The following is a 17,422-nucleotide window of genomic DNA, read 5'->3' on the forward strand; positions in this document are numbered from 1 at the left end:
ATTGCCAGACCGGCCATTGGGCTCTGCCTGGGGGGGAGCGTCAATGGCGTCGCGATGAAGGGCGCTACCCTCAGTCGGATGGCGCCGCAGCCCCGAGCTTCTGCGCCTGCCCGCGGCCGCGCACTGATCCACGTCAGTGGCCGGTCAGTGTTGCAGGCTCAGGGACGCGTCCTCGATCTGTTGCGCCAGGCTTTTCAGGTTGCTGCCCAGGGCCGGGCTTTTGGCGTGGCCCAGCAGGAAGCTGAAGCTGGCCTGGTAGTCGGTGGCCGGCTTGCTGCCGTCCGCCGCCACGCTGGCGTACACATGGCAACCCAGGCAGCTCGTGTGATTGGTCTGGAGGAAGGTTTCCAGCACCGGGTTGATCAGGGTGTCGTGGTTCGGCGTGCCACTGGGCGCCGGTGCCGTGGCCCCGGGCTGACCGATGGCTTGTGGCGAAGTCGGCCATTGCACGTCCACCAACTGGTAGTACTGCAAGGCGGAGCCCGGGGCCTGTTGGGCGATCAGGTTCTGCATGTATTGGTTGATGTTCTGCGCCTCTGGCGTCGGCGGGAAGTTCTGCACCACCTGGGTCGGATTGCTGGTTTTGTCATTGGGCTGGCACTGGGCCGGCGCGCACTGCGGGTTGTTGAACGAGTAGTGCGCCCCTGGGGTGGCGCCGGCCACCGTGGGGGCGTTGTCGAGCTGCTGGAAGGTCGCCCAGAACCCCTGGTTGAAGGCGCTGGAAGGCATCTGGAACACATGCAGCCCGACCAGGCCCACGGTCACCGGCGTGCTGCTGCCGGGCAGCAACGCTTGGGCGGTGAGAAAGCGCTGGGGGTTATCCGGGGCGCTCAGCACCTTCCAGGCGGCCTTGATCTCGATGGAGTTGTTCGGCAGCACGATGCCTTTTTGCTTGGCATAGAGGTTCTGCTGGGCGGGGTTGTACAGCTGGTTGTTGTAGATGAAGTCGAAGTTGACCTCATTCACCAGCATTTCGTAGTACACCGGGCTGCCGGCCTGGTCGTAGAGCACGCCGCCGCCGACCTGCTCGATTTCCCGTAGCGCCGGGGATTCGTTGGCATTGGCGGCGCGAAAGACCTTGCTGGTGCTGTTAAGCAGGCGGATCGACGGCAACGCCCGTGCCACGCCTCGGGTCTGCAAGCGCTGCACCGACAGGAAGTTGTCGTTCCAGGCTGGCGGTTGCTGGCCATTGGGCAGGTACAGCTCGTTGTAATCCTTGTAGGTCTGCCAGACGCTGGGGCCCGGGCTGCCCAGGCTGGCGGCGGCATTCGGTACGCCCCGTTGGCCTGGGGTGGCCGGCCAGTTGAGGTAGACCATGGTTTGCCACATGAAGCAGTCCACCGCGCTGTCGCTGGCGCTGAAATTGGGGTTGGCGAGTGTCGGTTGCAGGGTTGGCGAGGGGACGAACGGGCTGCCGCATAGCGGCGCGCCCATGGCCTGGGTGGCCGGTAAGCCGAGTAGCAGGGCCAGGCCGAGTAACACCGTAGGACGACGGCGCATGATGATTCCTCCTTGAATACATGGATCAGCGGACGCCTGGAACAGGCCGTGGCGGGCAGCCCCAGGCTGCCCGCCACGGTCGATGAGGCGGGCATTACAGGTGGGCAGGGCTCAGCCGCGACCGCGACGGAAGTTCGGCTTGCTCGGGCCGGTCTGTGAGGTGACCAGGGTCGGGCCGCCGACGGTCAGCAGGCCGATCGCCGCCTGTTGGGTGCTGGCCATGCCAGGCACGCTGGCGAGAACCGTGCGATCCCCCGGGGCGGCGTTGGCGTCGGCGCTGATGCTCACCAGATACAGGCTCATGTCCAGCCCCGGCAGGTCCTGGGTGCCGGTGATGCTGATGCTGACGCCGCCTTCGACCACGCTGAAGCTGGCGCCGTTCGGGGTCTGGCTGGTGTTGAGCAGCAAGGCAATGTTGTCCACTTGCTGCCCGGGGCGGATGGCCAGGGCCAGGATCGGAATCGACAGCGCCTGCTCGTTGCTGGCTAGTTCCTGGGCCCGGTAGGCGTTGAACACCGACAGCGGTTGCAGTGCCGATACCGACGGGCTGGGGTTGTCGCTGTCCAGGGTGCCGGCCACCGGTTGCTGGGTCACGCCGCTGTTGCCAAACACCGTGGCCATCAAGCCCATGGTGATGGTGCCGGCGATCTGCGAGGCGTACTGGATTTTTGCACCGTTGATGCTGATGTCGCTGACGGTAAAGTTTTTGCCCGCAGGCACACTGAAGGTCGCGTGGAGGATGCGGTCGATGTCGTCCGAGGTCTGCGCCAGGTGGCCTCGGTTGATGGTCCAGCAGGCCGCCGCCGGGCTGCCGTCGGGGGTGGTGTAGCCGCTGAAGTCCGGGGTCTGGATGTACAGACCCGGCGGGTTGGTCAGGGTCGCCCGGACCTCGGTCAGCCCAGAGGTGTAGTTGACGTACTGGTTGACGTTCTGGCCGATGGTCGGGTCGCTGTGGCGGCCGATGCGCCCGTAACGGGCGTAGCACACCAGTTGCGAGGCCGAGGTCACCGGTTCGTTGTTCAGCTCCCGGGGCATGGTCGCGGCCGCTGCCAGGTCGTACTCGGCGCCCAGGGTGTTGGGCGAGCTGGTCAGGTGCATGGCGCCGCCGCTGCCGGGCAGGGTCTGGGTGCCGCTGTTCCACTTGTTCAGCGGGTTGTAGCACGGCGCTCCGGTCACCGGGTCGATCACCGTTTGGCCCTGGGCATCCTTGAGGCTCAGGTCGGCCAACTGCACCGCCGGGTTGATCAACTGCTGGTAGCGCTGCAGCACTTTGCCCGGGTCCACTTGCCACAGGGTCATCCAGTATTCCGGGTTCTCACAGGTGAACATCACGCTGGTGATCTGCCCGGCGGCGTTGCGGGTCACGCTCCATTCACAGTATTCGTCCTGCCAGCCCCGGGGGCCGGTGGGCGAGTAGGGCGCCGCGGGGATGCTCTGCTGGGTGCAGAGGTTGGTGGTGACGTTGGCCGGCACGCCCTGGTCGGCCCATTGCAGCCAGTTCGCCGACTGGTTGGGGAACAGCGCGGGGATGCGCCCGGGGAAGGCGTTCCAGGTGATGGGGGCATTCACCGAAGTGCTCGGGGTGTCGGTGTCCAGAGGGTTGTAGAAGGCCGGGCGCGGGCCGTAGTTGATCAAGTCCCAGACGTCGCCCACCAGTGCCGCGTTGACCCAGCGATTGATGTTGCCGCTCCAGGCGGCGTTCATCCGCTCTTGCTGGGCGGGGCTGTCACTGAAGTCCTGGATGTCGGCGGGGGTGGAAAATTGCGTGAGTTTGGCCATGGTGCAAACACTCCTTGTTTGTCTTGTGTCGATCGCCTCCCACGGTATGGAAAGCGGGAGTGCTGAACGCTAGCCGAGGTTGGGGAGGATTCAAGGGGCGGGTTAAATCGGTTGGCAATATCAAACCGCCATTACTTGCTGTTTTGGCTATTGAAAGGGGCGGGTGCCGGGTGTGACGGATCACGGGGCAATGTTAAAAAATGTTAGATTGAAAAATAACTTCACATAATCCGCTCATTGGTGGATGATCTGCCACAACCTGTAAAGCACCCTGATAACAACATAAACAGGATGGCTACCATGTTCGACAAGGCCCTTTTACCTCTGCCGAGTGACCCCGTTACTCCGCCTGCGCCGGCTGCTGTTTGCGGTGCATCCCTGCCTGCCGGCTACGCTGAATGCCTGCTGGCCGCCGCCTTCGGCGTGCCCCTGGCAGTCCTCGATCAAGCCCTGCTGCACCTCGAATCTTCCGCCTTGAATGCTGCCGCGAGCCCTGTGCCGGCCAGCGTCTCGGCGCCGAACAACGTCTATTCCCTCAATGCGGCCCGCCGCCTGCGCCTGGCTGGGCAGAACCGGTCGCAGCTTTCCACTGGAGTCCCCCATGAATAACAAGAATGTCGGTGTTGTCGGTCTGGGCGCGATGGGCCTGGGCATTGCCCGCTCGCTGTTGCGCAGTGGCTTCAATGTGCATGCCTGTGACGTCCGCGCTGCGGTCACCGAGCAGTTCGCCGCTGAAGGTGGCGTGGCCTGCGCTTCGCCGGCCGCCATGGCCGCTGAATGCGATGTGATCATCACCGTGGTGGTCAACGCCGATCAGACTGAAAGCGTGTTGTTCGGTGATAACGGTGCGGTCGCCGCCCTGCGTCCCGGCAGCCTGCTGATCGGTTGCGCCACCGTGGCCCCGACCTACGCCGTCGAACTGGGCCAGCGCCTGAGCGATCTGGGCCTGCTGTACCTCGACGCGCCGATCTCCGGTGGCGCCGCCAAGGCCGCCGCCGGCGAGATGACCATGATGACCTCCGGCCCGGCCGACGCTTACGCCAAGGCCGAGGCGATCCTCGGCGGCATGGCGGGCAAGGTGTATCGCCTGGGCGACGCCCATGGCCTGGGCTCCAAGGTGAAAATCATCAACCAATTGCTGGCCGGGGTGCACATCGCCGCGTCCGCCGAAGCCATGGCCCTGGGCCTGCGTGAAGGCGTGGATGCCGATGCGCTGTATGAAGTCATCACCCACAGCGCTGGCAATTCCTGGATGTTCGAAAACCGCGTTCCGCACATCCTCAAGGCCGATTACACGCCGCTGTCCGCCGTGGACATTTTCGTCAAGGACCTGGGCCTGGTGCTCGATACCGCCCGCGCCAGCAAATTCCCGTTGCCGCTGTCGGCCACCGCCCACCAGATGTTCATGCAGGCCTCCAGCGCCGGTTTTGGCCGCGAGGACGACTCGGCAGTGATCAAGATTTTCCCGGGCATCGAATTGCCGACCGCCAAGCCTGAGTCTGTTTGAGGAACGCCCCATGAGCACATCCACCGCACGCCCGTTGCTGGGCTGCATCGCCGACGACTTCACCGGTGCCACCGACCTGGCCAACATGCTGGTGCGCGGCGGCATGCGCACGGTGCAAAGCATCGGTATTCCGAGCCGCGAAACCGCTGCCGGGCTTGATGCCGACGCCATTGTCATCGCCCTGAAATCCCGCACCACGCCGGTCCAGGACGCGGTGGCGGAATCCCTCGCGGCCCTGGCGTGGCTGCGTGAACAAGGCTGCGAGCAGATCTTCTTCAAGTACTGCTCGACCTTCGACTCCACCGCCGCCGGCAACATCGGCCAGGTCAGCGAGGCCTTGCTCAAGGCCCTGGGCAGCGACTTCACCCTGGCGTGCCCGGCCTTCCCGGAAAACGGCCGGACCATTTTCCGCGGCCACCTGTTCGTCCAGGACCAGTTGCTCAGCGAATCCGGCATGCAGCATCACCCGCTGACGCCGATGACCGACGCCAATCTGGTGCGGGTGCTGCAAGCCCAGACCCAGCTGAAAGTCGGCCTGCTGCGCTACGACAGCATTGCCCAAGGTGCCGAAGCGGTGCAGGCGAAGATCGCCGAACTGCGCGGCCAGGGCATTGGCATGGCGGTTGCCGACGCCTTGTCCGACGCCGACCTCTATACCCTGGGCGCCGCCTGCGCCGGCTTGCCGCTGCTGACGGGCGGTTCCGGCCTGGCCCTGGGCCTGCCGGAGAACTTCCGGCGCGCCGGCAAACTGCGCGACTTCGATGCCTCGACCCTGCCGGCGGTGTTCGGCGGTGAAGTGGTATTGGCGGGCAGCGCCTCGGTGGCCACCATTGGCCAGGTCGCGGCCTGGCTGGAAGCCGATCGCCCGGCCTTGCGCATTAACCCGCTGGCCCTGGCCGCCGGTGAGCCGGTGGTGCAACAGGCCCTGGCCTTTGCCCGGGACCATGCGGAAACCGTCTTGATCTACGCCACCAGCACGCCGGATGAAGTCAAGGCCGTGCAACAGCAACTGGGCGTCGAACGCGCCGGGGCCCTGGTGGAAAACGCCTTGGGCGAGATTGCCCAGGGCCTGCGCCAGAGCGGCGTGCGGCGCTTTGTGATTGCCGGTGGCGAAACCTCCGGCGCCGTGGTCAAGGCCCTGGGCGTCAATCTGCTGCAGATCGGCGCACAGATCGACCCGGGCGTGCCGGCCACCGTCAGCAACAGCGACGAACCCCTGGCCCTGGCCCTGAAGTCCGGCAACTTCGGTGGCCGCGACTTCTTCGACAAAGCCCTCAAGCAACTGGCCGGAGGCGCTCAATGAGCCGCGAAAGCGAACTGCGCGAAGAGATCTGCGACGTCGGTCGCAGCCTCTACCAGCGTGGCTACACCGTGGGCAGCGCCGGCAACATCAGCGCGCGCCTCGACGATGGCTGGCTGATCACCCCCACCGATGTCTGCCTCGGTCGTCTCGACCCGGCGGCCATCGCCAAGGTCAACCTGGCGGGGGAGTGGGTGTCCGGGGACAAGCCGTCCAAGACCCTGGCCCTGCATCGCCAGGTCTACGACCGCAACCCGGGTGTCGGCGGCGTGGTGCACACCCACTCCACCCACCTGGTGGCGCTGACCCTGGCCGGCGTGTGGCAAGCCGATGACATCCTGCCGCCGCTGACCCCGTACCAGGTGATGAAGGTCGGGCACATCCCGCTGATCGGCTACCAGCGCCCGGGTTCGCCCAAGGTCGCCGAGCAGGTCGCTCGCCTGGCCAACAGCGTGCGCGGCGTGATGCTCGAACGCCTGGGCCCGGTGGTCTGGGAAAGCTCGGTATCCAAGGCCAGCTACGCCCTGGAGGAGTTGGAAGAAACCGCGCGCCTGTGGCTGATGAGCAACCCCAAACCGGCGCCCCTGGACCAGGCGGCCCTGGACGAGTTGCGCGAAACCTTCGGCGCCCACTGGTAAAAAAAGTTTACGCAGGCTTGGCCCGGGAGGCGGCGTTTTGGCTGTTTCCCCAGGGCCCGGCTTGCCCGTAAAAAACAATAACAACAGGACATCCCAGCATGAAAGACATCGACTGCGGTAGTTTCGGATCCACCGGCAACACGGCTTCACCGACCCGTTGTGGGGGGCTGACGCAATGAGCCCACTTCTGCTTATGCTCACCGCCGGCGCAGGCATCGCCCTGTTGCTGTTCCTGGTGCTCAAGTACAAATTCCAACCCTTTGTGGCGCTGATGCTGGTCAGCATCGTGGTGGCGCTGGTGGCCGGGGTGAAACCCGCCGACCTGGTGGCCACCATTGAAGGCGGCATGGGCAAGACCCTGGGCCACATCGCGATCATCATTGCCCTGGGCGCGATGATCGGGCGAATCATCGAGCTGTCCGGCGGCGCCGAGGCGCTGGCCAAGACCCTGATCGAACGCTTCGGCAACCGGCGCACGCCCCTGGCGCTGACCATTGCCGGCTTCATCATCGGCGTGCCGGTGTTCTTCGAAGTGGGTGTGATCATCCTGATGCCGTTGGCCTATGGCGTGGCCCGCAGTGCGCGCAAGCCGCTGCTGGTGTTCGCCTTGCCGATGTGCGCTGCGCTGCTCACCGTGCACGCCTTCCTGCCGCCGCACCCGGGTGCCGTGGCCGCTGCCAGCCAACTGGGCGCCGACCTGGGTCGGGTGCTGATGTTCGGCCTGCCGCTGACCGCGTTCCTGTGCTATGTCGGCTACCGTGTGGCCGGGCGCATGACCCGTCGCTTCTACCCAATGACCGACGACATCCGCGCTGAAGTCTATGGCCCGCACGTCACCAACCAGGACCTGGAAGCCTGGAACAACGGTTCTCCCCAGGCGTCGGTACAGGCCACCGCGGCGGTTTCGCACATGGGTCTGGAAGAGTCCACCAGCGCCATCGTGTCCAAGCTGCCACCGGCGCCACCACCGGGTTTCGGCCTGATCGTCAGCCTGATTCTGCTGCCGATCATCCTGATTCTGCTCGGCACCCTGGCCACGTCGCTGTTGCCGCCTGAGTCCACCCTGCGTGGGGTCATGACCGTGCTCGGCGCGCCCCTGGTGGCGTTGCTGATCGACACCTTGCTCTGCGCCTGGCTACTGGGTTCGCGCCGTGGCTGGAGCCGTAGCCAGGTCTCCGATGTGATCGGTTCGGCCCTGCCGGGCGTGGCATGGTGATCCTGATCGCCGGTGCCGGCGGTGTGTTCGGCAAAGTGCTGGTCGACACCGGGATCGGTGCCGTGGTCTCCGACATGCTGCGCACCACAGGCTTGCCGGTACTGGCTCTGGGCTTCCTGCTGACCATGTTGCTGCGTGCGGTACAAGGCTCCACCACCGTGGCCCTGGTAACCACCGCCGGCATCATCGCGCCGCTGATCGCCACCCTGAACCTGACCCCCAACCACATGGCCCTGCTGTGCCTGGCCATGGGCGGTGGCGGGTTGGCCATGTCCCACATCAACGACGCCGGCTACTGGATCTTCACCAAGCTGGCCGGGCTCAACGTGGCGGACGGCCTGCGCACCTGGACCGTGATCACCACCTTGCTCGGTACCTTGGGCTTCTTTATAACCCTGTTGATCTGGCCTTTTGTCTGACCCTTTGCCTCAGGAGTTCACATGCCTCGTTTTGCTGCCAACCTCAGCATGCTCTACCCGGAACACGAGTTTCTGGAGCGTTTCGCCGCCGCTGCGGCAGACGGCTTCGAAGCGGTGGAGTATCTGTTTCCGTACGACTACAGCGCTCAGGAGCTCAAGCAGCGCCTGACGGACAACGGCCTGCAACAGGCCCTGTTCAATGCGCCGCCGGGTGACTGGGCGGCAGGGGAGCGGGGCATTGTCAGCTTGCCGGGGCGTGAGGCTGAATTCCGCGCCGGTTTCGAGCGTGCCCTGGAGTACGCCGCCGTATTGGGCAACTCGCGGATCCACGTGATGGCCGGCTTGCTGCCCTCGGAAAACGACCGCGCCCGGCATCACGCCGTGTACCTGGAAAACCTGGCCCACGCCACGGCCCAGGCGGCCAAGTCGGGGATCACCGTGTTGCTGGAGCCGATCAACACCCGCGACATGCCGGGCTTCTTCCTCAATCGTCAGGACCAGGCCCAGGCCATCTGCCAGGAAGTCGGTGCCAGCAACCTCAAGGTGCAGTTCGACTGCTACCACTGCCAGATCGTCGAAGGCGACCTGGCGGTCAAGCTGCGTCGTGATTTCGCCGGCATCGGCCATATCCAGATCGCCGGCGTGCCGGACCGTCATGAACCGGACCTGGGGGAGCTCAACTACCCCTACCTGTTCGAACTGATGGACCAGCTGGGTTACGACGGTTGGGTGGGCTGTGAGTACCGGCCACGGGGCAACACCTCGGCCGGCCTGCAATGGCTGCGGGACTGGAAAACCCGCTGATCCAGGCAAGGTTGATCGCAATACCCCCTGCGCAGGCCTGCGCGGGGGGTTCTTATAAAAACAACAATAGGACTCATCCCATGCAGCGTTTCGCTTCCAGGCCCGCTATCGGGCTACTGTGCTCCCTGCTTTTTACCGGTTCGGCCGTCAGCGCCGCACCGCTGCCGGCCGCCACCGAGGGCGACTGGGTCGCTCCCGAGTTCACCTTTCACAACGGTGAAAAACTCGCCAACCTGAAACTGCACTACGTCACCCTGGGCAACCCGAAGAACCCGGCCATCCTCTACCTGCACGGCACCTATCGGCCAGGCAGCGATGTGCTGAGCAAGGATTTCGGCGGTGAGTTGTTTGGCCCAGGCCAGCCCCTGGATGCCAGCAAGTACTACATCATTTCCACCGACGGCATTGGCGTCGGCCAGTCGAGCAAGCCGTCCGATGGCTTGCGCAGCCGGTTCCCGGCGTACAACTACACGGACATGGTCCAGGCCCAGTATCGGCTGGTCACTGAAGGGCTGGGGGTCAAGCACCTGCGCCTGATCATCGGCAATTCCATGGGCGGTATGCAGACCTGGATGTGGGGCCAGACCTGGCCGCAGATGATGGACGCCCTGGTGCCCATGGCGTCCCAGCCCACCGAGATGTCGTCGCGCAACTGGATGATGCGGCGCTTGCTGGTGGAGTCGATCAAGCAGGACCCGGCCTACAACAACGGCAACTACACGGCTCAGCCGCCGTCCCTGCGCCTGGCCAATGCGCTGTTCAGCGTCGGCACCAGCGGCGGGACCTTGGCCTATCAGGCGGCAGCGCCGACCCGGGCTCAGGCCGACAAACTGGTGGACGAGCGCCTTAACGCGCCGCAGACCGCCGATGCCAACGACTTTATCTACCAGTGGCAATCCTCGGCGGACTACAACGCCGCGCCAGGGCTGGGCAAGATCCAGGCGCCGGTGTTGGCCATCAACTCGGCGGACGACGAGCGCAACCCGCCGGAAACCGGCACCCTGCAAGCCTCGCTGGGCCAACTGAAAAATGCCCGCCTGTTGCTGATCCCCGCCAGCCCCGACACCCGTGGCCACGGCACCACCAGCATGGCGAAGTTCTACGTCAAGGAACTGGGCCAGTTCATGCAGCAAACCGAAAAAAGCCACTGAGCACCCCTCGTTGTAGGCGCTGGCTCGCCAGCGATCACGCCCTTGAATCGGTAGCGGATTCAAGGGCCCCATCGCCGGCAAGCCGGCTCCTACAAGGGGGGCAGGGTGGCGCAGAGCGTGGGAACGGTCACTAAGGCCGCCTGCTCGTTCCCACGGTCCGTGGGAATGTCGCCGCAGACGCTCCGCGTCCCGTCCAGCCAAGCCCAGGTAGGAGCTGGCTCGCCAGCGATCACGCCCGCAAGAACGATACAAAATTCACGGGCCCCATCGCCGGCAAGCCGGCTCCTACAGGGGGAGCAGCAATTCCACGCCTTGTTTGCGAATTCCGTCCGCCGCCGCTGGGGCCAGGGCGGCGTCGCTGATGATGATGTCGAACTGCTCCAGGCCGGCGATTTTGTACATGCTGAAGGTGCCGTATTTGGAGCTGCTGGCCACCAGCACCACCTGGGACGCCGACTGCATCGCCACCTGCTTGACTTCGACCTTCAACGCCGACGGCGTGGTGATACCGCGCAGCAGGTCCCAGGAGCTGGTGGACATAAAGGCGATGTCCGTCACCACCTGGCGCAAGGTCGCCACGGCCAGCCCGCCGACGCAGGAATGGTTGGAATGATCCAGCTGCCCGCCGGTGTGGATCACCGTCACCTGGGGCGCTTCCATCAGCGCCTGGACCACACCGAAATCGTTGGTCACCACGGTCATGCCCGACAACGCCTTGATGTAGGGCACGATCTCCAGGGTGCTGGTGCCGGCGTCCAGGTACACCGTCATGTCCGGGTGCAACAGGCCGGCGGCCAGCTTGGCCATGGCCTGCTTCTGCGGCAGCTCCACCACCGCCTTGGACTGGTGGCTGGGCTCGCTGTGCAACTGGCTGGCAATGCGCACCCCACCGGTCACCGAATAGGCTCGGCCCTCTTGCTCCAGCAGGGCGATATCCCGGCGCACGGTCATGTGCGAACAGTCGAACATCTCCATCAACTGATGCACGCTCAACACCTGGTGCTTGCGCAATTGACGCAGGATCTGCTCGCGGCGCTGCTCAGGAATCATCGGGGCGCCGCTGTCGGTGGCGATGTCCTTGGGAGTGGGCATTCGGGCTCCAGATTGGCTTGGCTGTACAGGCAGGAAAGAGGGAAGACATAGTAGCGAATCCGGCCGTTGGGGACGAGTTCTTGTACCGCTAGGGCCTGAGGAAAATCGTCACAGCAGGTTATGATCCGCGCCCTCGACCCGCGTCAAGGAATGCCCCATGACCGATGTGAACACCTACCACGATGGCCGCCTGGAAATCCGCCTGACCCCCCAGGAAATGCGCATGAGTCACTGGGTCCACGCACCCAAGGTCACCGACCTGGAAACCGGCCGCGTGCTGCTGGACCTGAGCGATGGGTTGTGGGACTTGATCCGCGCCGTCGAATCCCCCACCGAACTGCAACTCTGCCTGCGCCGTTACCCCGGCGATCGCCCGGCGCTGACTCTGGTTGTCCGTCTGGCGGACCGCAGCCTCTGGCTTGACGGTCGGGAACTGGCGGGGCACAGCCTGGACGCGGCGCTGAATAACGCGGGGGCCTGATTCAGCGTGGGTTTTCGATCAACTGCGCATAGGCCTCGGCTTCCAGTTCACCGTTGCCGCTGATGGCGTCGCCGTCTTCATTGAGCAGGCGAAAATCATGTTGCTCATCACCGATGCAGGCGGCGCCGTCCAGGCCCAGGAGCAGGCCGTAGAGCTGGTCGGTCAAGGCGCCGTCGAGCAGGGCGAGGACTTCATGCCGTTGCTCGGTCGTCAGGTTCATGGCCCGCAACCGCGCGCCGACCTGGCACTGGTCGAGGTGTTCCAGGTAGCGATCCTTATCCAGCTTGCAGTGGGCGACCAGGGTCTTGGCGTCCATGTTCGGGGTGCTCCTCAAGGGGTTGTTCAGCTTGAAACATGCATGGGTTCAGCTCAGCAAACGCTTCAGTTGGCGGGCCACGGCCGGGCGTGCCTTGCGGGTTTTGAACAGGGTCGGCACGTGCCTCAGAAACCTGGCCCAGCGGTAATGATCCGGTCGTCGGCGGTCCGAGAGCAGGTAGTCCAGCAGGTCGTTTGCCGCCTCGCGGTTGTAGGCCCACAGCAACTGGCCTTTGTAGGTCAGGGAAAAGTACGCTTCCACTGGCCATTGCAACAGGTGGCGGGTACGCAACCCGCAATGCTCGCACGTCACCGACCCGAGGCACCCGTTCACGTGGGCGTCGGGGAGGTAGGTCTTGCCCCAGTCCTCACCCTGATAGCCCTCTGGCAGGTTGTGCAGCGAACGGCGTGGGTCGCCGTGCAGGCCGGGAAAGTAGCGCGCCCCGTGCCAATGTTGCCCTGATTGGTTGGTCAGCAATGTGTACTCAAGGCTTGGATGCTGCTGGAAGAAGGCAACGTCCTGCTTGAGGGGGATGGCCCTGATCGTCGCGGCGTCAAAGCGCGCCAGGCCCCGGCAATGCGGGCAGCTCACGTCAAGGTGGTGGGCGCTGGGTCGGCTGCCGCAGTGCGTACTCATCGGCTGGGCCTCCGAGTGGGCAAGCAGGCGGCGGGGTGGAAAAACGCATGGTGCATGGGGGTGACAGTCCTTTGTTTTACGGTGCCCGGCGCGTCGGGTTTTGCTGCATTGGGCGGGTTCCTTGTGGCATCCCTGTGTCGGCGGTTCGGGGTAAAAAATAAGTCGAGCGATGGAACCAAAATGCCACTTTGCAATCTGCAAGGAGGCCTCGGGGATTTCGGGGCTTTTCCATGGCAAAACAGGATGATCAGCATGTTGATGAAAAGGAACGGGTTGGCGCTGCTTTTGGGTCTGTGCCTGAGCGCTTCGGCGCTGGCGGCGACCGACAACGACCGCCCGCCAGTGGCCGATAAGATGGTGGCCTTCAGCGGCGAGCAGGGTATCAAAGTCTCGACCCTGAGGTTCGGTGAGCGCGCCGCCAATGAAGCGCTGGTGATGGTCGACGGCATCGACCACGACTGGCAGCGCAAGATCCAGAAAATGCACGTGGAAAAAACCAGCCGCGACACCCGCTATTCGACCCAGGTCAACGGCAAGCCCTACGTGGTGCTGATCGTCAACGGCAACTACGGCGAACTCTACCTGCCGGGTGAAACCCGTGAGTTGCGCGTTGGCTATGACGCCAGCCTGTCCGAGCAGACGCCGCCCCAGCACTTCCTCACCGACTACCTGGAACAGGCCGCCAAGCTCTGATTCCCCTGTGATGGGCAAGGCCCCGATGGACGACAGCCGTCGTCTGTCCGGGGCGCTGCGGCTCGGGCCTGCCTGTTGTCCAAGTGACGCTGGTGGGCAGGGCTGAAAAATCGGCGCCGGCCCGGCATACTGGCGCCGCCCATTTGCAATGGAATTGCCCCCATGCCCGTTATTTCTCCGTCCGCCGTCCTGGCGGGTGTTCTGTTGTTCGCCGCCAGTGCCGCTCAGGCCAGCAGTTTCGATTGCACCAAGGCCGCCAGCCCCAGTGAAAAAGCCATTTGCAACGACCCCTACACCGCCATGCTCGACGGTGAATTGGGTGAGCGCTGGCGCGTGGCCCTGGCCCAGGTTGCTGACCCTAAGGCCCTCAAACTCGATCAGCGCCAGTGGCTCAAGACCCGCGACCAGTGCGCGGCCGACGTGGGTTGCCTGCGCCGGCGCTACCTGATGCGCATCACCGAACTGGGCTATGTGGCTGCGCCCTTCAACTGGACCGCGACCTGGCAGCGGGTGCCCGCCAGCGAGTCCGACGGTGCCGAGTTGCAAACCCGGCAGCGTGGGGCAGGGCCGTTGGACTTTGATCTGAGCGCTGCCAGCGGCGGCAACTCCGGTGACCTGCAGGGCCAGGCCCGGCTGCAAGGCGGCACGGCGAGTTTTGCCGAGGCCGATTGCCAGCTGAAGTTCGTGCCCCTTAACGGGGTGCTGCAAGTGGAGCAGGCCGGCGGCGATTGTGGCGCCGGCATGGGGGTCTACTATGCCGGCCGCTACGTGGCCTCGAAGACGCCGTTGAAGGTGAATTACAACCTGCTGGACCTGGGCCTGCTGGACACGCCGCAGCAGGATCGGGCGCTGCGCCAGTTGCTCAAGGACGATTACTCGGTTCTGGTGCAGAACGCCGGCTCCATCACCAGCCCCGAGCCGGCCGCAGAGATGCCCGGGGCCAAGGTGCAGGAGATGTGGCTGCGGGGCCTGGCCAGCAGCAATGCGGCGATCCTCATGACGGGCCCGAAGGAGCAGTTCTGGCTGGTGCTGCTGGTGTTCGACGCCCAGGGCCAGTCCCGGGCCCGCTATTACAGCAACGTACCGGCCTGGAAAGGGCATATGCCCGCGACCTTGCAGCGCTGGTACGAGGAACGCGCCGCCCAGGCTGCGCTGCCCCTGGAGGTGATGCCTTGACCCCGGGGAGCGGGTGTTCGCCGTCGACAAAGGTATGCCGCGAGCGCGGGTAATGCTGTAATAGCCGCCGCTTATTCTGATGCCGGTGTTCGGCCCCGGCGAGAAGCGCGCCACCCCCGGTCCATGGGCGGTTGGCCAATTGCGTGACGCGCGGGCATTCCGAGCGTCTATGACTTGAACAAGTGACGCTGCTGGCGCCTGAACAGGCGCCTGGCATATTGAAATTGGGAGATTGTGTATGGTCATCAAACCCCGCGTTCGCGGCTTTATCTGTGTGACGACCCACCCGGTTGGCTGCGAAGCCAACGTCAAGCAACAGATCGAATACGTCACCCAGCAAGGCGCCATCGACGCCGGCCCGAAGAACGTGCTGGTGCTCGGTGCCTCCACCGGCTACGGCCTGGCTGCGCGCATCACCGCGGCCTTCGGCTGCGGCGCCAACACCCTGGGCGTGTTCTTCGAACGCGGCAGCTCTGAAGGCAAGCTCGGCACCGCCGGCTGGTACAACAGTGCAGCCTTCCACAAGTTCGCCGAAGAGAAAGGCCTGTACGCCAAGAGCATCAACGGCGACGCCTTCTCCGATGCGGTCAAGGCCGAGACCATCGCCACCATCAAGCGCGACCTGGGCAAGATCGACCTGGTGGTCTACAGCCTGGCGGCGCCGCGTCGCACCCACCCGAAAACCGGTGAAGTGCTGAGCTCGACCCTCAAGCCCCTGGGCAAGTCCGTGACCCTGCGCGTGTCGACACCGACAAGGAAATCGTCAAGGAAACCACCCTGCAGCCGGCCACCCAGGAAGAGATCGACGGCACCGTCGCGGTCATGGGCGGTGAAGACTGGCAGATGTGGATCGACGCCCTGCACGAAGCAGGCGTTCTGGCTGAAGGCGCGAAAACCACCGCCTTCACCTACCTGGGCGAGAAGCTGACCCACGACATCTACTGGAACGGTTCCATTGGCGAAGCCAAGAAGGACCTGGACCACAAGGTCATCGGCATGCGCGAGCAGCTGTCCGACCTGCACGGCGACGCACGCGTTTCGGTGCTCAAGGCCGTGGTCACCCAGGCCAGCTCGGCGATCCCGATCATGCCGCTGTACCTGTCGTTGCTGTTCAAAGTGATGAAAGAGCAGGGCAGCCACGAAGGTTGCATCGAGCAGGTCTACGGCCTGTACAAAGACAGCCTGTACAACCCCAAGCCGATCATCGACGAAGAAGGCCGCTTGCGCGCCGACTACAAGGAACTGCAACCGGAAGTGCAGGACCGGGTGAAAGCCTTGTGGGACCAGGTCACCAGCGAAAACCTCTACGAGATGACCGACTTTGCCGGTTACAAGCAGGAATTCCTGCGCCTGTTCGGTTTTGAAATCGCTGGCGTGGATTATGAAGCCGACGTCGAGCCGGACGTGAAGATCAGCAACCTGATCCAGCTCTAAGCCCGTACAGCGTCACCCCCAACGCCCCTCCTTCGTGAGGCGTTGTCGTTTTACCCGGCCACTCCTGTCGGAGCCGGCTCGCCGGCGATGAGGCCCGCAAGATTTGCGCAGGGCTCAGGTCCGCGCCAGCGCCCACACAAGCCTTTGCTGGCGGTGGGTTTGAAAGTGCGCAAGATTGTTCAAGCCAGGCGCGGCGGTGGGTGGCACAGTCTCGGTCCGTTCTCTGTGTGCAGGGTGTTATGTCCAGCGTTCTCTTACCGCGTGCCGCGTTCTTGCGGGGCGCCATTGCCATCATGCCGCTGTCCCTGGCCACTGCGCCCTGGGGGCTGCTGGCCGGTTCCATGGCCATCGAGGCCAACCTCACGCCGCTGCAAGGCCAGGGGCTGTCGAGCATTGTCTTTGCCGGCGCCGCGCAACTGGTGGCCATCGGCATGCTCAAGGGCGGTGCGGGGATTTTTTCCATCCTGCTGACCACCTTGCTCCTGACCTCTCAGCACCTGCTCTACGGCATGAGCATGCGCTCGGTGATTTCACCGCTGCCGGGGCGGTGGCGCGTGGGTCTGGGCTTTCTGTTGACCGACGAACTGTTCGCCCTGGTCAGCACCCATGACCGGCAGCAGTTCGACCGCTGGTACGCCCTGGGCGTGGGCCTGACCTTCTACGTCGCCTGGAACCTCTTCACCCTGGCCGGCATTCTGCTGGGCAGCAGCATTCCCGGCCTGGAACACCTGGGGTTGGACTTTTCCATCGCCGCCACCTTTATCGCCTTGATCACGCCCCTGGTGCGCAACGTGCCCACGGTGGTCTGTGTGGCGGTGTCGTTGTTCTGCTCGGTGCTGTTCAGTTACTGGCAATGGGGTTCGGCCCTGGTGCTGTCGGGGCTGGCGGGCATGACCGCGGGCTTTATCTGCAACAAGCTGTATCGGGGGCGCACATGATGGTTTGGGCCGTGATTATTGGCATGGGGTTGCTGGTGTTTCTCAACCGCTACGTGTTCCTCGAGCCACGTTTACCGCTGCGCCTGAGCAGCAATGCCCGGCAGTTCCTGGGGTTTGCCGTGCCGGGCATGTTGACTGCGATCTGCGGGCCGATCGTGTTCATGCCGGACCACCAGCTCAACCTGAGCCCGGGCAACCCTTATTTGCTCAGCTCGCTGGTGGCCATCGCCCTGGTGATTTACACGCGCAATACCTTGCTCAGCATGCTCCTGAGCATGGGTGTTTTTTTCCTTCTGCGGTGGTGGTTCTAGGGCGTCGCTGGGTTAGGCTGTGCGCCTGATT

The 17,422-nt window shown here is 64.4% G+C and carries 16 protein-coding genes and 2 pseudogenes; 13 read left to right on the plus strand and 5 right to left on the minus strand.

What is annotated here, in order from left to right:
- Positions 1-144 precede the first annotated feature (144 nt).
- Both M1B34_RS09425 and M1B34_RS09430 read right to left on the minus strand, forming a co-directional pair.
- Positions 145-1,500, minus strand: coding sequence for a hypothetical protein (locus tag M1B34_RS09425; protein WP_123332252.1), 1,356 nt, complete (start codon positions 1,498-1,500; stop codon positions 145-147).
- Positions 1,501-1,611: 111 nt separating this feature from the next.
- The gene (locus tag M1B34_RS09430) at positions 1,612-3,279 is read right to left on the minus strand and encodes a hypothetical protein (protein ID WP_268264933.1); all 1,668 of its coding nucleotides are present in this window, start codon (positions 3,277-3,279) and stop codon (positions 1,612-1,614) included.
- Positions 3,280-3,579: 300 nt separating this feature from the next.
- On the opposite strand from M1B34_RS09430, the gene M1B34_RS09435 reads away from it, so the two are divergent.
- From M1B34_RS09435 to M1B34_RS09465, 7 genes and pseudogenes are all read left to right on the plus strand, one after another.
- A complete protein-coding gene (locus M1B34_RS09435; protein ID WP_268264934.1) occupies positions 3,580-3,888 on the plus strand; it encodes a hypothetical protein in 309 nt (102 codons plus the stop codon).
- Positions 3,881-4,786 carry an L-threonate dehydrogenase gene (gene ltnD / locus M1B34_RS09440; RefSeq protein ID WP_268264935.1) on the plus strand — a complete coding sequence of 302 codons (906 nt, stop codon included), beginning with the start codon at positions 3,881-3,883 and terminating at the stop codon, positions 4,784-4,786. Before M1B34_RS09435 ends, ltnD begins: the two co-directional genes overlap by 8 nt.
- Before the next feature lie 10 nt (positions 4,787-4,796).
- Positions 4,797-6,089 carry a 3-oxo-tetronate kinase gene (otnK, locus tag M1B34_RS09445; protein WP_268264936.1) on the plus strand — a complete coding sequence of 431 codons (1,293 nt, stop codon included), beginning with the start codon at positions 4,797-4,799 and terminating at the stop codon, positions 6,087-6,089.
- Positions 6,086-6,724 (plus strand): 3-oxo-tetronate 4-phosphate decarboxylase, encoded by a 639-nt coding sequence (gene otnC / locus M1B34_RS09450; RefSeq protein WP_123332262.1) that lies wholly within the window; start codon positions 6,086-6,088, stop codon positions 6,722-6,724. Before otnK ends, otnC begins: the two co-directional genes overlap by 4 nt.
- Before the next feature lie 175 nt (positions 6,725-6,899).
- Positions 6,900-8,359: pseudogene (locus M1B34_RS09455) on the plus strand (GntT/GntP/DsdX family permease).
- 21 nt (positions 8,360-8,380) lie between these two features.
- Positions 8,381-9,163 (plus strand): 2-oxo-tetronate isomerase, encoded by a 783-nt coding sequence (gene otnI, locus M1B34_RS09460; protein WP_268264937.1) that lies wholly within the window; start codon positions 8,381-8,383, stop codon positions 9,161-9,163.
- 80 nt (positions 9,164-9,243) lie between these two features.
- On the plus strand, positions 9,244-10,314 hold the full coding sequence (locus M1B34_RS09465; RefSeq protein ID WP_123332268.1) for an alpha/beta fold hydrolase: 1,071 nt from the start codon (positions 9,244-9,246) through the stop codon (positions 10,312-10,314).
- A 285-nt stretch (positions 10,315-10,599) separates the two neighbouring features.
- Here M1B34_RS09465 and M1B34_RS09470 read toward each other — a convergent pair whose 3' ends face one another.
- Positions 10,600-11,406: a DeoR/GlpR family DNA-binding transcription regulator gene (locus M1B34_RS09470; RefSeq protein ID WP_123332270.1), complete on the minus strand. Its 807-nt coding sequence runs from the start codon at positions 11,404-11,406 to the stop codon at positions 10,600-10,602.
- Positions 11,407-11,563: 157 nt separating this feature from the next.
- On the opposite strand from M1B34_RS09470, the gene M1B34_RS09475 reads away from it, so the two are divergent.
- Entirely contained in the window at positions 11,564-11,887 is a 324-nt protein-coding gene (locus M1B34_RS09475) for a hypothetical protein (RefSeq protein WP_268264938.1), read from the plus strand.
- 1 nt (position 11,888) lies between these two features.
- Here the strand turns inward: M1B34_RS09475 and M1B34_RS09480 are convergent, their stop codons facing one another.
- Entirely contained in the window at positions 11,889-12,203 is a 315-nt protein-coding gene (locus M1B34_RS09480) for a hypothetical protein (RefSeq protein WP_268264939.1), read from the minus strand.
- Between the two features lie 48 nt (positions 12,204-12,251).
- On the minus strand, positions 12,252-12,839 hold the full coding sequence (locus M1B34_RS09485) for a hypothetical protein (protein WP_268264940.1): 588 nt from the start codon (positions 12,837-12,839) through the stop codon (positions 12,252-12,254).
- A 252-nt stretch (positions 12,840-13,091) separates the two neighbouring features.
- Between M1B34_RS09485 and M1B34_RS09490 the strand changes: the two genes are divergently transcribed.
- The 5 genes and pseudogenes from M1B34_RS09490 (at position 13,092) to M1B34_RS09510 (ending at position 17,391) form a co-directional block, all read left to right on the plus strand.
- Positions 13,092-13,532, plus strand: coding sequence for a hypothetical protein (locus M1B34_RS09490; protein ID WP_268264941.1), 441 nt, complete (start codon positions 13,092-13,094; stop codon positions 13,530-13,532).
- A gap of 162 nt (positions 13,533-13,694) precedes the next feature.
- Positions 13,695-14,708, plus strand: coding sequence for a lysozyme inhibitor LprI family protein (locus M1B34_RS09495; RefSeq protein ID WP_268264942.1), 1,014 nt, complete (start codon positions 13,695-13,697; stop codon positions 14,706-14,708).
- A gap of 238 nt (positions 14,709-14,946) precedes the next feature.
- A pseudogene (gene fabV, locus M1B34_RS09500) lies at positions 14,947-16,142 on the plus strand (enoyl-ACP reductase FabV).
- Between the two features lie 239 nt (positions 16,143-16,381).
- The gene (locus tag M1B34_RS09505) at positions 16,382-17,080 is read left to right on the plus strand and encodes an AzlC family ABC transporter permease (protein WP_123332286.1); all 699 of its coding nucleotides are present in this window, start codon (positions 16,382-16,384) and stop codon (positions 17,078-17,080) included.
- Positions 17,077-17,391: an AzlD domain-containing protein gene (locus tag M1B34_RS09510; RefSeq protein WP_123332288.1), complete on the plus strand. Its 315-nt coding sequence runs from the start codon at positions 17,077-17,079 to the stop codon at positions 17,389-17,391. Before M1B34_RS09505 ends, M1B34_RS09510 begins: the two co-directional genes overlap by 4 nt.
- The last annotated feature ends 31 nt before the right edge of the window (positions 17,392-17,422 follow it).

The organism is Pseudomonas morbosilactucae (assembly GCF_023241715.1).
GTDB lineage: Bacteria > Pseudomonadota > Gammaproteobacteria > Pseudomonadales > Pseudomonadaceae > Aquipseudomonas > Aquipseudomonas morbosilactucae.

Bases quoted from the DNA above. Each gene is read 5' to 3' on its own strand.
- M1B34_RS09425 (WP_123332252.1), bottom strand. From the start codon at position 1,500: ATGCGCCGTCGTCCTACGGTGTTACTCGGCCTGGCCCTGCTACTCGGC.
- M1B34_RS09430 (WP_268264933.1), bottom strand. From the start codon at position 3,279: ATGGCCAAACTCACGCAATTTTCCACCCCCGCCGACATCCAGGACTTC.
- M1B34_RS09435 (WP_268264934.1), top strand. From the start codon at position 3,580: ATGTTCGACAAGGCCCTTTTACCTCTGCCGAGTGACCCCGTTACTCCG.
- ltnD (WP_268264935.1), top strand. From the start codon at position 3,881: ATGAATAACAAGAATGTCGGTGTTGTCGGTCTGGGCGCGATGGGCCTG.
- otnK (WP_268264936.1), top strand. From the start codon at position 4,797: ATGAGCACATCCACCGCACGCCCGTTGCTGGGCTGCATCGCCGACGAC.
- otnC (WP_123332262.1), top strand. From the start codon at position 6,086: ATGAGCCGCGAAAGCGAACTGCGCGAAGAGATCTGCGACGTCGGTCGC.
- otnI (WP_268264937.1), top strand. From the start codon at position 8,381: ATGCCTCGTTTTGCTGCCAACCTCAGCATGCTCTACCCGGAACACGAG.
- M1B34_RS09465 (WP_123332268.1), top strand. From the start codon at position 9,244: ATGCAGCGTTTCGCTTCCAGGCCCGCTATCGGGCTACTGTGCTCCCTG.
- M1B34_RS09470 (WP_123332270.1), bottom strand. From the start codon at position 11,406: ATGCCCACTCCCAAGGACATCGCCACCGACAGCGGCGCCCCGATGATT.
- M1B34_RS09475 (WP_268264938.1), top strand. From the start codon at position 11,564: ATGACCGATGTGAACACCTACCACGATGGCCGCCTGGAAATCCGCCTG.
- M1B34_RS09480 (WP_268264939.1), bottom strand. From the start codon at position 12,203: ATGGACGCCAAGACCCTGGTCGCCCACTGCAAGCTGGATAAGGATCGC.
- M1B34_RS09485 (WP_268264940.1), bottom strand. From the start codon at position 12,839: ATGAGTACGCACTGCGGCAGCCGACCCAGCGCCCACCACCTTGACGTG.
- M1B34_RS09490 (WP_268264941.1), top strand. From the start codon at position 13,092: ATGTTGATGAAAAGGAACGGGTTGGCGCTGCTTTTGGGTCTGTGCCTG.
- M1B34_RS09495 (WP_268264942.1), top strand. From the start codon at position 13,695: ATGCCCGTTATTTCTCCGTCCGCCGTCCTGGCGGGTGTTCTGTTGTTC.
- M1B34_RS09505 (WP_123332286.1), top strand. From the start codon at position 16,382: ATGTCCAGCGTTCTCTTACCGCGTGCCGCGTTCTTGCGGGGCGCCATT.
- M1B34_RS09510 (WP_123332288.1), top strand. From the start codon at position 17,077: ATGATGGTTTGGGCCGTGATTATTGGCATGGGGTTGCTGGTGTTTCTC.